Here is a 15,135-nt window from a genome sequence, read left to right as displayed (position 1 = left end):
TTCTGCCCCTGCGCGGTTTGCCACATTGAGCTTTATCAAGCCGGTCGCCAATCTCTGCCCCATCGAAACAGGAACGAGCCGGGGCGATGACACGTCGCGAGAAGATCAGATGGAACAATGCCGTGCGCATGCTTTGCGCCGCGGCGCTGTTCCTGCTTGGTTTTGCCCATCTCGGCCCTGCCCTGGCCACTCGCCTGCCGGCGGCCGAACTGGCGCTCTATGCCCTGCCCGACGGGTCCCTGCCCGATTTTTGCCAGACCGGTTTGGGTGAAGACGGCAAAGACCAGCCCGGCCATAAACATGTTTGCAGCGCCTGTCGGTTCTTCTGGGCGCTGCTGACGCCGCCGGACGGTTCTCTCAGCGAGCGCCTGGAGGCAAACCGCACACCTGCGATCCGGGTTGCGGCAGTTCGACCGGTGCCACAAGTTCACGCACCCAATGCCCGTCCGCGAGGCCCGCCACAGGTCGTCATCCGGCTTTGACCTCCGTTGACAGCTGTCAACATCCTCCTTCGACGCCCGTCGGCATCGGGGCATCACGCCTCCTTGCGTCGGTCATGCGGACGTTTTTCATGCCAGAAACCCTGATCACCACTGCCGCGCCAGCGGCTCCCCCTCGCGCGTCCTCGATAAGGCCGCCTCGCCCGGCCTCGCGTAGTCGTGTCGTCGGCGAAAACCTGACCCTGCTCTATGAGGGCGGACGCAACCGCGCGCTCTACCGTGTCGTTGACGGCTGCGTCGTGCTTTCGCAACTTCTCAACGACGGTCGCCGCCAGATCACCGACGTGCTCGGACCGGGCCGGCTCTTCGGCTTCACTATCGACGGCCGCAACATCGCCACCGCCGAAACGCTGAGTATCGCGCGCATCGAGCCTCTGGGTGACGCGGATCTCAACGCCACCAATCCGGCCGTCGCCAGCGAGTTGAAGACGACGCTTCACCGCATGCAGATCCATGCCACGCTGCTTGGTCGCAAGACCGCCAGCGAGAAAGTCGCCAGTGCGCTGGTGGAACTATCGCGCCTGTTCAATCGGACCGGCCGTAACGGCGCCCCTGCCCGGTTGAGCTTTCATCTCCATCTCACCCGCGCCGACCTTGCGGATTGGCTTGGCCTTACCGTCGAAACGGTCAGCCGCCGTCTCAACCGTTTCAAGCGCGAGGGCCTGATCGACTTCAGCCACCCGAAGACAATGCGTGTCCTCGATCCCGAACGCCTCGAAACGACCGCCGGCTTCACCCGACAACAGACCGGCGAGACGACACGCCCTTGAATAAAACCCGCGCCGCCTGTCCCCCCAATGCGGCCACCCACGCAAAGGAAAAACCATGATTGCGAGACTTGTCTACCACGTGCCGGTGTTCGGCTGGATGCTCAAGGAGGCCGTGCAAGGTTCACAGACGGCCAAGGTGCTGTTTCTGATCAACTGCGCGCTGCTCTGGCTGCTCGCCATCGTCGCCTTCGGCTACCCGGCGATCATCATTCCGGCATTGACGCTGGTGCCGGTGATCTTCGTTCTGTTGATCGTGATCACGATGGGCTGACGCCTATACGGTCCGGCGGCAAGCTTTCCGCGCTGCCGCCGGTTCAAAGCACGCCCCAGCCGCGGTAACGCCCGCGGCCGGTCATCTCGCGGATGCCAAGCTCTCGAACGAGGTTCAGCGCGCCGCGCGGCGTCACCCCGACATGCTTGGCGACCAAAGCTGCCGATACGATCGGCCGCGACAGAACCAGGTCGATCAAGGCCGGCAGACTGCTGTTGGAACGACGATCGCGAATGCGCATGTCCATCTGGGTCTTCGCAAGCGACAGACGGTCGAGTTCCTTGAGACCGAGATCCGCCGTCACCGTCATCGCCTCCAGAAAGGCGCTCCAACGGGTCAGTGCGTCCTGGGACCTCCGTCGCTCATAGCGGATGGTCTTTAGCCCGGTGTTGAACGACAGCAGGTGCGAGGTGACCTTGCCTCTGGAGCGCAGGTAAGCGCCGACCAACAATGACCCCAGCCAATGCTGACGGCGCAGAGGCTCCCTCCGCTCCCAGGCATCGAAGAGCAAGGCGGCTCCAAGACAGGGCGGCAGCTGATCAGCCGCTGCCACCATCTGGCGCCATTCGTCAAGACGCACTTCCTCATCCCACTCTTCGTCGAAGAGCAGGCCGAGCTGTCCCATCGGCTCGCGGGCTGTCGCTAACGCCGTCCGTTCTGCGACTTCCAGCGTGTCCTGGTCATGCGCATCGAGCAGGCGCTGCGAGCGAGCGATGGCGGCGTCGATGGCCGCGAATTCGGCCGCCATCGGATTGCTGTCGCCGTCGTCCTCCGGCTCGCCCCGCTCCGGCTCACGATCGACACCCGCCGCCTGCCGTGTTTCGGCCGGCGCAAGTGAAGGGATATCGAGCTCCGGGGCTGGGCTCTGTTCGCCGCTGAGTGTTGCAAGCCCCTGGGCAGAAAGGGCCCAACCAGGCTCGCCGAGCCAGATGCGGCGGCGGACTTTCAGGACCGAATGGGCGATGGTCAACTCGTGGGTCGGCGCTCGGGCGTCCATGTGCGCATCGTGCAGCACAAGATCCTCGACATGAACGAGTTGGCCCGCCACCCAAAGTGCTGCCGTCGCATCGAAGAAATGCCCGCGCTCGCGGTACCCGTCTTCGACGACATGACGGTTCGTGCGCTCATCGAGCCGCGCCAAGGCGTCTTCCGCCGAAATCATCAGCGGGATCAGCGTTGGATGGTAGGGATCGGGAGACTGGTATCGCATTTTGAAAATAGACGGTTCCTGCGGATGTGGAACGTAACATGAGAATCACTTCCCCCACAGGCAGGAGACGCTTTCTCCACCGCTTGAAGACCAGCAAGCTGCGCCGCCTGATTTCGCAAACGACGACGGGGCGAATATTTCTATTCAAACAGGACTTGCATGTGTCTCGGCGCACGCCAATGTGTTGACAGCTGTCAACCGTGTTGATGTCTCGTCTATCAACGCCAAACCCGGTCAGTGAGTTGAGTACCATACTCGCTGTTTCCCCCAGCCATACCGTGTTCGCAATCACGCGGCAGTGAGATCCAACTATGCTTGGTGCTTTGTCGCTTTAGTTTACCCTTTCGCGACCCAGCTTTTTGGGGGGAGGGCGCTCGGCTTTAAACCAGCAACCTGTTGACAGCTGGCAACAGCCCGCGAGTTCGCCACCTGAACGGATTCTGCCGCTAGAACGGGCTCTAACAAGGGAGGACGCTCAATCATTCGGCTCGAGATCGAGAAATTCGAAGTCTTGTACGCTGAGTCCGCGCAACGGAACTGAACCGCCCCTTCCTTTCCAAAAGAAGGAGAAACAGCAATGTTTTCTGATGGGTGGCGAGGGTCTGAAAACAATCTCAGACGTAAGAATAACGTAGAGATGTCAACGAATCCCTGCACTTACAGTGTCCCGCATTTCAACGTCACAGACAAGCCAAAGCGTTTCCGCGAGAGGCGACGCTCATGCCCCCTGTCGCTGTTCATCCGCTCACGGCCACCACTCCGGCCTGGGCTCGCAAGCGCGCCGACAGCATCGCCGACACGGTGAATGTCTGGTTTCTCGCGCGGCGCGTCAGGTCCCGCAGATAGCCCCCGGCCGAATGAATGTGCTCGGATCGTTCAAGAAGGCAGGCGAGTACCGTTGCCGTCGTTTCGGGACCAAGCACCGTGCACGCCTCGTCGTAGGCCTCCGGGCTGACGCCGAGCATCGTCCTGACAACGGTTGCGGCTAGGAACATGTCCCGCCAGTTGCCAATTCGCCCCGCTGGTCCATAGTCACGGATCTGCGGGCAGGCTTTCAGCACCACCGGCAGCGCGCCGATATGATCGTGAAGGCGAGAAAGGCCGGGCGACTTTGCACTGCCTGCAACGGTATCATCAACCGCGGTGCATGACGTCTTGGTGCCAGCCAGATCCGAAAATGCCGCTTCAGGTCTTTCACAAGCGTTTTCAGATTCAGATTGATAATCGGATTCTGAACTCTGTATGTGCCGCTCATACTGGCGTTCATTGGCAGCCGTATTTTGCGTTTTCAGCAAGTTTTCCAGGTAATTAGTCAGATTGTCGCGGAGCGCCGACAAAACGGCGAGGGCGCGCTCCACTTCGGTGATCAGCGGCTTGCGCGACAGTGCAGTGTAGACCGCCTGGCACTGCGTTTCCGCTTCTTCCGCTTGGAGGACATCGGACTGGCGCAGGAGCTCGACGAGCTTGACGATGTCGCGCCGGCAAAGGCTCAGACGTTCGCGCATCACCTGCAGGTAGCGACGATCCGCTTCCAGCCGTGCCGCTTCCGCTGCGAACTCTGACGCCCGTGCAAGCATCGGTGCGAGATCGAAGCCAAAGGCCTGGCCGATCGCGCCCTTGCGGTCACGTCGGGCGTAACGCTTGCCATTGGGACTGTCGCGCCTGAGGATGAGCCCAGCCTCGACAAGCGCCGTCAGATGCCGCCTCAGCGTTGTCTCGGCCATGCCGTGCGTACGGAGCGAAAGCTGCGCATTCGACGGAAACACGACGAGGCCGGCGGCCGGGTCGAGTTCGCTCTTTGGGTAAAAGGACAGCAGTGCGTTCAGCACCGCAAGCGAACGGTCGGAAACCCCAAGGCTTGTCTTGGCGGCACATACCGTTCGAAACAATTTCCACTTGTCGACGCTCCCGTCGTCGACGGCCGGAGCGCTGGAAAGTTGGTATGCCAACATCCCAAGCGTCATCGACCGCCGCCCGAAGGGCGTCGTGACAATCCCACGATCCATTCTTCTTCACCTTTTCCAAGGCAAAAGAAATCCGTTCGCCGAAACGACGTTGAAAACTCTTGACACCGATTCGCGGAAATGGGATTCTCTAGTTGCTACACGAGAGAAGGGTTTCCGCAGCGCTAGTCGTTCGGAAGCCTTTTTCTTTTGCTCAGTTAGTCTCCTGTTTCCTCTTGATATTCGAGGTACAGAGATTTGAGCCTCTGCCTCACGAAATCTGCAAAGCCTGGTGCCGTCTTGCTGTTGAAGGCAAGCGTCGTCTCGACGTGCGTTTCACGGATACGCACCGGGATTGTGTTGTCTGGCGCCAGCCATGGGATAGGCCGGGCACGCGCCCTGGAGGCGCTTAAGAAGGTGCACAAGGCGTCGAAACGCTGATCGCTGCCGGCCTTCTGGAATTCTCGGCCTTGCGTGAAGGCGGCTGCGGCCTCCGGCTTGCCATCTTGTGCGAGAAGCTCAGCGAGTTCAAACCAACGGCGCCGTCCGATCGATGGTGCCGGTCCGATGGCCTCGATCAGCGCAATCGGTAGCCGGCGAACAACAGAAATCATCTTCGACAGGGCGGCTTTGTCGACACCCAGCGCCGACATGATGATCTCACGCGAAAACCCGCGATCCTCAAGGCGGCCGCCAAAGAGCGAGCGCTCGATGAAGGAGAGGTCGGAACGGGTGTTGTTTTCCTGTCCCTGCGAGACGACCAATTGCTCGTCATTGAGATTGCGAACGACCGCACGAACACTGCTACCGATGTCGCGGGCAGCAGCCAGGCGGCGATGGCCGTAGGCGACCTGGTATCGCCCCTCGATGGTTGGATGCGGCCGGACCAGGATGGGCACCTGTTGTCCGTGCTCTCGCATCTGTTCAGCGAGGCTCAGTTGCGCGTCGGCCGCAATCCCGAGGCGATCGACGATGAAGGATGCGTCGATGAGCGCCGGATCGAGTTCGACGACCGCTTGCCCTTCGGCAAGTTGCCGCTCGAGCTCCTGGGCGCGTTCGACCTTCTGCGTGATGTTCGACAGCGACCGGGTGATGCCACCGACAGCAGTCGGGGGGCGGGCACCGGCCATCAGCCCGGCGATCGGGCGGTCGTTGCCCGGTGCGCCGTTGGCATCGTCGACGCGTTCCTCCGATATCCCGATCAGGTTCTTACGGGCCATGGATTACTTCCTCCCCCAGACCTTGCGGACCAGGTCCTCGATCTCGCCATTGACGAGGTTGAGAGAGTCCATTGCGCGGTCGTAGGTGCCGCGGACAAACTGCGAGCGCTCGACTTCATAAAGCGTTTGCTTTGTTACGCCGGCGTCGGAGATAGCTGTCGACTTCACCATGGCGTTCTGCAGCATGCGATTGCCGAAAATGGCGCGCATGAAACCGGTCATCTGGCTTTGAGGGCCGTCGTTCGGCTCAAACCGTGTTCCGAGATAGCGCATCCAGTCATAGCTGGTGCGGCCACCGGCTTTTTCGACGACGCTCATCAACTCACTTGTCATCGACAGGAACTGCGACATCGACATGACGTCGAGCATCTGCGGATGCACGGTGATCAGGACGGACGTTGCGGCACAGAGCGCCGACATGGTGAGGAAGCCGAGCTGCGGCGGGCAATCGATGACGACGATGTCGTAGAAGCTCTCGATATCGGCGAGCACATCGCCGATGCGGGCGAAGAAAAGGGTTTCTGCAGCCCCGCCCGTCATCATCGCCTTCGGCGTTTCGTGCTCGAATTCCATGAGTTCGAGATTGCCGGGAATGAGATGCAGATTGGCGGTGTAGGTCGACCGCACGATATCGGCGATCGACCGCGGGGCGTCATAGCGGATCGCGCCGTAAAGCGTCTCGCCTTCTCCGACATCCAACTCCGGTTGATGGCCGAAGAGGGCGGAAAGCGAAGCCTGCGGATCGAGATCGATCGCGAGCGTGCGGTAGCCGCGAAGTGCCAGATATTGGGCGAGGTGGGCTGAGGTCGTCGTCTTAGCCGACCCGCCCTTGAAGTTCATCACAGACAGGACCTGCAGCTTTTCATCGCCGCGCCGGTGCGGGACATATTTGCCCGACTTGCCGCCATCGTCGAGAACGCGGCGAATGCGTTCGATGTCGGAAACGGCATACATGCGCCGACCGTTTGACAAGGGCGCTGGGCCGTGGCCCTCTGAGGCCACCTGCCTCAGATAGCCTTCGCCGATTCCGATGAAGGCTGCCGCTTCGGCAGGGCTGAAGAGACGCATCTGCTTTTGCGCTTGCGGGGGGAAGATTTTCTTTTGGTGCTGCTGCAGCTGATGGGCAAGCTCCAAAGCATCGGCAGCCAGAAGCGTCGGCAGATGCTCCTGTGCGTCCTGGCTTTGAATTTTTTGCTGCAACATTGATATCCCCGAAAACTGCGCAAAAATCGTCATATCCGGACAATATGCGCAGATGCACTATGCTCCGATTCGGCGCGGTTTTACAAATGCATAGCGTTTTGACGGAGGTGCTGCCCTTGCGGTGGAAAGCGAGCTTGTGAAGCGGCCGAGTTGTCCGCGGACAACTTCCCTTCGGGCACGTTCGCGCATCTCCAATTAGAGCATAGATTTAATAGACTATTGACAGCGGATCTGATTGTGTCAGGATTGTGTTCAGTTGGCGATTGGATGCATGGAGCTTCCTGATGTTCTATCTCGGTGGAATGACCCTTGGCTATCTTGAGCCGCCCCCGCCTGTGCCGAAGGCGATGAAGACAAAGCGGCAGGCGGAAGTGGATGTCGCCTCGACGACGCTCGACAAGGCGACGTGCGAAGAGTCCGATCGTAATCAGGAATGGGCGCGCGCGTTCCTGACGCCGTGGCACCTCCTTTACTGAGGAGTGAGGCGTGGCGCCGAACTGCGCCGCCCAAGCGTTGACAGCTGTCAACGTGAAAGCCGTTTCAGCCGCCGTGGAAAAGCGCAAATCGGCGAGGGAAGGGCTGTTTCGCGGCTGCGAATTGATTAAGTTCGCTGTCATGGACACCAAGCAAGATCGATCCGTTTCAAGTGACCCGCCTGGCGATGCGGCCGACAGTCAGGGGCAGGTGCTATCGCTGCACCAGCGCATCCTCGGTGACGTCGAAGGGCGCATTCTTTCCGGGGAGTGGCCACCCGGACACCGCATCCCGTTCGAGCACGAACTGACCGAGCAATATGACTGCTCGCGCATGACGGTGAACAAGGCCCTGACCGAACTCGTCAAGCGCGGGCTGATCGAGCGGCGGCGCAAGTCGGGAAGCTACGTTACCTTTCCGCAGGTCCAGTCCGCCGTCATGGAGATCCACGACGTTAAACTCGAAGTCCAGTCGCTGGGGCTCGATTACAGCTTCCGCGTGGATGAGCGAAAAGTGCGCAAGGTCGAAAGCCGGGATCGTGAACGCCTGGATCTCCCGAGCTCGGGCAAGCTGCTGGACGTAACGTGCCGGCATTTTGCCGGCTCGCGTCCCTTTTGCTTCGAGGAGAGGTTGATCAGCCTTTCTGCGGTTCCGGAGGCCGAAGAGGAAACATTCGAGACCGCGGCGCCCGGTTCGTGGCTGCTCGGCAAGGTACCGTGGAGCACGGCCGAACACCGCATTCGTGCCGTGGCGGCCAGCAAGTCGGCAGCGCAGGCGCTCGGTATCGCCACCGGCACAGCCTGCCTCGTCATCGAGCGGCGGACCTGGAGCGGACGGGCGCCGGTCACGCATGTGCGGCTCACCTATCCCGGCGACCGCCACGAACTCGTTGCGCAGTTCGCGCCCAGCCCCATCGGCTAGTCGAAGGATCGGTTGTCCGCGGACAACCGATGAAGCAGGCCCTCGATCGGCGGTTCCGCGCCGATTATCCTGCGGCGAGGCGCAGCTTCGGTGCCGGTTCGTTGCCGGAAAAAGCGAAGACCTCGATGGGTTCACCGATGCCCCTGACCGGGTAGGCGCCGAGATGCTCCATGCTCGAGGCGCAGCCGGCCAGCTCGACGAAGGCGCGCGACAACAGCACCGGGCGTTTGGTTTCCTTGGTCAGGCTCTCAAGCCTTGAGGCGATGTTGACGGCGGGGCCGATGACGGTGAAGTCGAGCCGGCGGCGCGAGCCGATATTGCCATACATCACGTCGCCGACATGCACGCCGATGCCGTAGCCGAGCGGCTCGCGACCTTTCGAGAGGTTGTCCTGGTTCAGGACGGCGATGGCTGCCTCCGCCTCCCGGATCGCCTGGAGCAGATTCTCCGCGGCGTCGGGGTTGCTTAGCGGAAAGATCGCCAGCAGCCCGTCACCCATGAATTTGAGGATCTCGCCTCCATGGCGCTCGATCGGTTCCGACATGGCGTCGAAATAGGCGTTCAGCAGTTCGATCACGTCGTCGCGCGGCCAGAGATCGGAAAGCTTTGTGAAATTGCGCAGGTCGCAGATCAGGATGGCGGCACCGACGGTGACGCCGCTGCCCCGTGTGGTGGCGCCGGCAAGGATCTGTTCGCTCGCGTGCGGGCCGACATAGGTTTCGAGCAGCGTTCGGACGAAACGGTTCTTCAGCCTGATTTCACTGACCAGCGCCAGCGCCGGCACGATCTTCGCGAGAAAGGCCAGATGTTCGTCTTCGAAGCCGCCCTTCCGGTCGCTGGCAAAGGTGACGATGTGGCGTTTGCCGAGCGTGTGCTCAAGCGGCCAGGCGATGTATTCGGTCAGGCCCTCGGCCCTGAGGTCAACATAGAGCGAGCTCTGTTCCTGCTCTTCCGTCAAGTCCTCGAGGTTGGTTCGAACCTCGGTGCCACCGTTATTGATCACGTAGAGCGGGCTGTTGAGGTAGAGAGCGGTGTTCTGGGTGCCATAGTCGTAGAGATCGATTTCGCCCTCGGCCAGCCCCTTGCGCCACAGGATGCGAGCGCCGAGCCATTGCGGATGGTTGATGCGGAAGTGCAACGTGGCGCGCGCAACCGGAATACCGGCGGCCTGCAGCCGTTCGCCCAACTCGACAAGGATATTGTCGATGAAGCGCTCGTTGCGCGTTTCGATGATCAGCCAGTCGAGCACGCCTTGGCGTCGAGCCGGAAAGCTGCCATCCTCGGGTGAAGGCGAGGGGGCCTCAGATGGGGTCTGCATCTGCTGTTCTCCATGGCGCTCAAGCGGGTGAAGCCGCTTAAGCCGAACGATGTATCGCAGCAAATGTGGAGCATCGGCACCGCCTTGATAAGGGGCAACCTGAAAAGCTTTTGAGAAATCTGGGGCGGCATGCCGCCGCTTCTGTCAGACGATCGGGCGTGCCGGCGCGGCCGCAGGTCGGCTTCCGTCGATCAGCGGCAAGTGCAGGCGCACCCGCGTGCCACGCCATGGACCGGTGAGAATGTCGATACGGCCGTCGTGGAGCCGGGCGATCTCGCGCGCGAGATTGAGCCCCAGCCCGGCGCCGGTGGAGCGCGGACGCAAGCGATAGAAAGGTTCGAAGACGCGATCGCGCTCCTCTACCGGAATGCCGGGGCCTTCGTCGTGGATTTCGAGCCCGCCGGCGGCATCGACCAGAACGGTGATCGTGCCGGCACCGCCGCCATGTTCGATGGCGTTGCGCAGAAGGTTGGCGACAGCCTGCTCGATCTGCCGCGGCCGCGCGCTGACCAGGGCGCCCGGCGCTTCGGCTTCGAATGCCAGCTCGTAGCCGGCTTCGAACGCAAGCGGTGCGAAGTCCGCTGCCATGACCCTCCCGAGAGAAACGAGGTCGACCACCTCGAGCGGACCGCCGGCATGTTCGAGGACTTGCCGGTCGAGAAGCTGCTGGGCGAGATGCGACAGGCGCTCGATATCGAGCCTCAGGCGGGTGGTTTCGGGGTCTTCCTGCAGAAGCTCGGCGCGGGTCCGCAGGATCGCGATCGGGGTGCGCAATTCATGGGCCGCATCGGTCAGGAAGCGGTTGCGCTGGTCGTATCCCTCTCCCAGTCGCGCCAGGGCCCGGTTGAAGGCCCGCACCAAAGGGGCGATTTCGGTCGGCACTTCCTCGGTTTCGAGCTGCACCGCGCGGTTGTCGATGTCGATGCGCCCCGCCTGGTCGGCGGTCGAGACGAGGCTCGCGAGCGAACGGCGCACGACGGCCGGCGTCGTCAGCAGAGTGGAGACGCCCATGACCAAGACGATCGGCAAAAGGAAGCAAAGGACAACAAGCACGAGCGTCGGCATGACCTCCATCCACGCCGTCCTGCCGTCGAGGTCGCGCGCCATATCGACATTGATGCTGATCTGCACGTCCAACGGCTCATTGTCGCGGCGGGAGGAAACTGTCGCCGCGAGGATCTGGACCCGGCCGGCTTCGGTCTCGACATTGTGGAGGACAGCGTCCGGAAGCGTACCGCCTTCTTCGAAAAGCAATTTCGCCCCCTCCACCCGTTGCAGCAGGTCGCCACCGGCTTCTTCATAGGGGGCAGGGACGTTTCCGTAGCGCACGACCTGGCCGGCGGCGTCGCGGACGATGTACCAGAGATTGGGATAGGACTGGCGAAGCTCGCGCAGGTCCTCGGTCTCGTGCACGGCCAGCACGCCGTTCGCGTCGCGCCCGACGGCGCGGTCGAGCACATCCAAGGCGGCTTCGTTGTCGACGAGCAACCGTGGCTGGGCGATGAACACGCCCAGGAAAAGCAGGCCGATGAAGACGAACAACGTGGCCGCCTGCAGGAGGATCAGCCGACGGACGAGGACCCATTGCAGCGAGCGCGGACGAACCTTGATCATGTCGTCGCGCGCAGGAGATAGCCGAGATTGCGGATCGCCCGGATTTCGACGCCGGCGCCGACGTCGTCGAGCTTGCGGCGCAGGCGCGAAAGATGGGAGTCGAGCGCGTTGGATTCGATCTCGTCTTCCATGGCGTAGACCGATTCTTCCAACGTCGCCCTGAGCACGGTTCGGCCGGGCCGCCGCATCAGCGCTTCGAGCGCAAGCCGTTCCCGGCGCAGAAGGTCGAGAGGCTTGTCGTCCACGGCGGCCTCCCGGTGGCGGAAGTCGTAGATGAGCCGCCCGACCTTGGTCTGCTCCGATTTGAGCGTGACCGGACGGCGGGCAAGCGCGCGCAGCCGCGCCATCAGTTCCTCGACGGCAAAAGGCTTGGAAAGATAATCGTCGGCACCGGCATCGAGCCCGCTGACCCGGTCGTTGATCGATCCCAATGCCGTCAGCATCAGGATCGGCGCCTCGACGCCAAGGCTTCTGAGCTTCGGGATAAGATCCAGCCCCTCGCCATCCGGCACCCGGCGGTCAAGCACGACCACGTCATAGGGCCAGAGTTCGGCAACGGCCTCGGCGTCGGCGAGCGTCGAGACATGATCGACGATCACCTGGCGCCGCGCCAGGGCAGCCTTGAGGGCCGAGGCCATCTCCGGCTCGTCTTCCAGCAGCAAGATGCGCATGCCACTTTCCCTTCTGTGCCCGCATCTATGCGGGTCGCTGATCCGTCACGTCGACTGCCCGAGGCGTCACTCGCATTCCAGCTTTGGCTGGCGGAAGTTGGTGATGTACCAGCGGCCGTGCTGCATCCGGGCGTAGAAGCTATAGAAGCACTCCTGTTCCTCGACATAGCCCGGCGTCGAATACTCCTCGTAGCGCATTCCGCGCCGGGTGTCCCTGATTTCGCCGCTGGATGTGCCGGAGACGACATTCGTTGAGATCTTGCGCCATTGATAGGCGCGCTCGTTCCAGCCGAGATCGAGAACATTGGTGGGCGGACCATAGTCGATGATGACGGATTCGACCGGCTGGCCGATATAGGTCTTCATCGTATCGGATGCACAGCCGGCCAGCAGGGCGGCGGTGGCGGCGAAGCAGGCGAGGGTGCAAAACCCCTTAATGGAGAGCATGACGGATCCCGGTTTTCCTGCAGCGCCAGTCGTCCACGGGACGCGCGAAGCCAGCAGTTGTCGTTGACGTGCCGCCCGTCCGGAACGACTGCGATCCGGAGCGATGCGACGGCTGACCGGGAGCTAAAGGGCCAAGATTACAGGGGCATTGCAGGGCCGGCGCGAAGCTGGCGAAAGCTGCGCCGACGAAGCCGGTGGCGGGGGCAACGGATGTCGTTACTGCCGAAGAAGCGCTGCATACTTCCTAGGCAGCGCGGTCTGTGTCACGTGTTTGCGCTACCTTGCGATCAGCCGCGTAAACCAGGCCCGGCTTGACGATCCACTCGCCCGTGCGAAGTGCCAGTACATCAAAGCCGCCGCTCACCAGGCGCGGTGCCACGCCGACGAAACGATAGACAAGGCCCTCTCCGTCGCGCACGGATTCCCGTATCGGACAACTGCCCAGAGAGCCGATAACGTCGCCCTCGAACGCGACATCCACCAGCATGAAATATTCCGTCGGCAGACGGCGGCTGGCTCTGGAGGAGAGTTTGAACCCGTTTGTGAATTTCATAGTCTTGCTCGTCTGTGACGCCTTCGGAACCGGACATGCCGGTACTGGCAAGCGTCTGCGCTGTTCTGTTGCTTTCGCGTCCGAAGCCGGGTGGGTTGCCGCCAACGCAAATCCGGCCGATCACAGGAAAGGTGAATGCTGCGGCACCGGGTGTTGCGGCGCGGCACGTCTCAAGCCATCCAAAAGCGGCACCAGCATGGCAGCATGCCTGAGGCAAAACGACCTACAGGCACATTGCCGCCCGCTCCTTCTATCGCGCAGATCTGCATAGGATTTCGCCTGGGAAGATGGGATGGAAAGATCAGGAAAGCATAAGGGGAGGGAGTGCAGTGCGCTTGAATGATTGCGCGCGACGCTAGCAGAGCATCGCGGTTTGAGCTGGACGCAACTCGCCGCCAAATAGTGGGCTGAGGGTCGGTTCGGAGAGCAGGAACCCTTGCACGTGCGTTGCGCCGGCGCCTTGCGCGGCCTCAAATTGTGCATAAGTTTCAACACCTTCGACCACAACGACGGGAGCGACGCAGGACGCCAGACCCACCATGTGCAGAAGGAACCGCTCCGCGTCGGGACGTCCGAGCCGCAGGAAGAAGCCGTCGATCTTCACGATGTCGACGGGCAGGGACAAAAGTGCCTCCGGCGTCGAAAATCCCGTTCCGAAGTCATCGACGGCGACCCGATATCCAAGCTCGCGTACGCTTCGAACGAAACACCCGGCCGTCGGGAGCGCTGAGATCGGTAGGCTTTCGGCGAGTTCGAGCACGAGGCGCGGTGCCAGCCCCCGATGGGTCGACAGCAGATCCAGGAGCAGCGTCCGGTTACGTTCATCGCAGATGCTTTCGACCGAGATGTTGCAGCCGAGGTCGCCGGTTGGATGATGCGCCAACCAGTCGAAGGCGAGCGTGAGCATGTGCCTGTCCAGCGCAGCAATGCGGCCGGCCGCCTCCAGATAGCGTATGAACTCGCTGGCGGTCATGACCTCGCCGTCGGGTCGGATGATCCTTCCCAGACACTCCGAATAGAGCACGGTGCCGACATCGGCGACGGCATTGACGTGTTGAAGTGAAAACCCGACGCGCCCTTCTTTTGCTGCGTGGTCGAAGATTTCCACAACACGGTCAAACATTTAAACTCCATTGGCTTGGACGCGGGTCCGGATGCAGCCACCGGCTCACCAAGTGAGCCGGTGGCCAGTTCCTCGTTATTGGGCGGTCTCCGGCTCCGGTTCGACAACAACCACCGTCTGCGGCGGCAGCGTGCCGCGGATTTCGTCGATCTTGCCAACGGCGGGGCCGACCCCGAGAATCCCCTTGGCTTCGTCGACCATGTCGTCGGTCACCACGCCATCCTTGGTGAAGCCCGCTAGCGCCTCGCGCAGCGCTTCGTCGCTCAGCGCAGGATCGGCTGGGATGGCGTCGACGCCATTTTCCGCCTCGAACTGCGCATAGGCGATTGCGTAAGCGGAAACGGCCGCCATCTTCGGATCGTTTGAATTGAGATAGGCGTGGTAGTTGCGGTTGAGCGAGTTGAACCCTCGCTTAGACTCGGGCGCCACAACGGGATCGACTACCGGATCGACCACCGGGTCCGATGCAACCACGACCGATTTGGCGGGTTTCTCGGCTTTTGCCGATTTGGCTGCCTTGGTCGCCTTGGTCTTGCTGCCGGAGGTCCCGGATTTGTGCTGCGATTTTCCACTGGACTTGCCAGTGCTCGTTTCCTTGCTTCCGCGGGAAGTGTCGGATTTGCTGTGGCCAGAACCGCCACCGTGGCTCCCGCCATTGCCACCACCGTTGCCCCCGCCGTTACCGCCGCCGCCACCATTGCCACCACCGCCGCCATTGCCGCCTTTGGCGTAGGCGGAATCGATCAGGCTCAGGGAACCGGCAGCCATTGGCGCGACTGCCAGCGTCAGCGCCATGATGCTCCGGGCGATCAGCTTCGTCACAGGCATAGATATCTCCTCATTTCCAACTGGTCGTTCTCATTTGCTTACGGATCGAGACACGACGTTCGATGTGAA

General features: G+C 61.9%; 16 protein-coding genes. 5 read left to right on the top strand and 11 right to left on the bottom strand.

All coding sequences use genetic code 11. The annotated features are described in order from the left end of the window. Positions 1-86 precede the first annotated feature (86 nt). The 3 genes from ASE71_RS01940 (at position 87) to ASE71_RS01930 (ending at position 1,541) form a co-directional block, all read left to right on the top strand. The gene (locus ASE71_RS01940) at positions 87-482 is read left to right on the top strand and encodes a hypothetical protein (protein ID WP_034787727.1); all 396 of its coding nucleotides are present in this window, start codon (positions 87-89) and stop codon (positions 480-482) included. Positions 483-571: 89 nt separating this feature from the next. Then, positions 572-1,270, top strand: a complete 699-nt coding sequence (locus tag ASE71_RS01935) for a helix-turn-helix domain-containing protein (RefSeq protein WP_060517768.1) — start codon at positions 572-574, stop codon at positions 1,268-1,270. A 55-nt stretch (positions 1,271-1,325) separates the two neighbouring features. Further along, entirely contained in the window at positions 1,326-1,541 is a 216-nt protein-coding gene (locus tag ASE71_RS01930) for a hypothetical protein (protein ID WP_034787730.1), read from the top strand. A 43-nt stretch (positions 1,542-1,584) separates the two neighbouring features. On the opposite strand, the gene ASE71_RS01925 is transcribed toward ASE71_RS01930, so the two are convergent. From ASE71_RS01925 to repA, 4 genes are all read right to left on the bottom strand, one after another. Beyond that, complete coding sequence (locus tag ASE71_RS01925) at positions 1,585-2,751, bottom strand: RHE_PE00001 family protein (RefSeq protein ID WP_060517771.1); 1,167 nt, start codon at positions 2,749-2,751, stop codon at positions 1,585-1,587. A 737-nt stretch (positions 2,752-3,488) separates the two neighbouring features. After that, complete coding sequence (gene repC / locus ASE71_RS01920; RefSeq protein ID WP_060517773.1) at positions 3,489-4,757, bottom strand: plasmid replication protein RepC; 1,269 nt, start codon at positions 4,755-4,757, stop codon at positions 3,489-3,491. Positions 4,758-4,912: 155 nt separating this feature from the next. Next, positions 4,913-5,914 (bottom strand): plasmid partitioning protein RepB, encoded by a 1,002-nt coding sequence (repB, locus tag ASE71_RS01915; protein WP_060517775.1) that lies wholly within the window; start codon positions 5,912-5,914, stop codon positions 4,913-4,915. Between the two features lie 3 nt (positions 5,915-5,917). Then, complete coding sequence (repA, locus tag ASE71_RS01910) at positions 5,918-7,114, bottom strand: plasmid partitioning protein RepA (RefSeq protein ID WP_034787965.1); 1,197 nt, start codon at positions 7,112-7,114, stop codon at positions 5,918-5,920. A 287-nt stretch (positions 7,115-7,401) separates the two neighbouring features. Between repA and ASE71_RS01905 the strand changes: the two genes are divergently transcribed. Then, complete coding sequence (locus tag ASE71_RS01905; protein ID WP_034787749.1) at positions 7,402-7,593, top strand: hypothetical protein; 192 nt, start codon at positions 7,402-7,404, stop codon at positions 7,591-7,593. 139 nt (positions 7,594-7,732) lie between these two features. After that, entirely contained in the window at positions 7,733-8,512 is a 780-nt protein-coding gene (gene hutC / locus ASE71_RS01900) for a histidine utilization repressor (RefSeq protein ID WP_051659117.1), read from the top strand. Between the two features lie 64 nt (positions 8,513-8,576). Here the strand turns inward: hutC and ASE71_RS01895 are convergent, their stop codons facing one another. From ASE71_RS01895 to ASE71_RS36340, 7 genes are all read right to left on the bottom strand, one after another. Next, positions 8,577-9,830 (bottom strand): adenylate/guanylate cyclase domain-containing protein, encoded by a 1,254-nt coding sequence (locus tag ASE71_RS01895; protein ID WP_034787751.1) that lies wholly within the window; start codon positions 9,828-9,830, stop codon positions 8,577-8,579. A gap of 144 nt (positions 9,831-9,974) precedes the next feature. Further along, a complete protein-coding gene (locus ASE71_RS01890; RefSeq protein WP_034787754.1) occupies positions 9,975-11,444 on the bottom strand; it encodes a sensor histidine kinase in 1,470 nt (489 codons plus the stop codon). Beyond that, positions 11,441-12,115, bottom strand: coding sequence for a response regulator transcription factor (locus tag ASE71_RS01885; protein WP_034787757.1), 675 nt, complete (start codon positions 12,113-12,115; stop codon positions 11,441-11,443). Before ASE71_RS01885 ends, ASE71_RS01890 begins: the two co-directional genes overlap by 4 nt. Before the next feature lie 66 nt (positions 12,116-12,181). After that, complete coding sequence (locus ASE71_RS01880; RefSeq protein WP_060517777.1) at positions 12,182-12,562, bottom strand: hypothetical protein; 381 nt, start codon at positions 12,560-12,562, stop codon at positions 12,182-12,184. Between the two features lie 244 nt (positions 12,563-12,806). Next, positions 12,807-13,115, bottom strand: coding sequence for a hypothetical protein (locus ASE71_RS01875; protein ID WP_060517779.1), 309 nt, complete (start codon positions 13,113-13,115; stop codon positions 12,807-12,809). 355 nt (positions 13,116-13,470) lie between these two features. Further along, positions 13,471-14,238 (bottom strand): EAL domain-containing protein, encoded by a 768-nt coding sequence (locus tag ASE71_RS01870; protein WP_034787760.1) that lies wholly within the window; start codon positions 14,236-14,238, stop codon positions 13,471-13,473. Positions 14,239-14,313: 75 nt separating this feature from the next. Beyond that, positions 14,314-15,066, bottom strand: a complete 753-nt coding sequence (locus ASE71_RS36340; RefSeq protein ID WP_034787762.1) for a hypothetical protein — start codon at positions 15,064-15,066, stop codon at positions 14,314-14,316. Positions 15,067-15,135: the final 69 nt, after the last annotated feature.

Source organism: Ensifer sp. Root954, assembly GCF_001429005.1.
Taxonomy (GTDB): Bacteria; Pseudomonadota; Alphaproteobacteria; order Rhizobiales; family Rhizobiaceae; genus Ensifer; species Ensifer adhaerens.
Note: the sequence above shows the minus strand (reverse complement) of the source record. Positions and strands in the feature narration are given on the sequence as shown.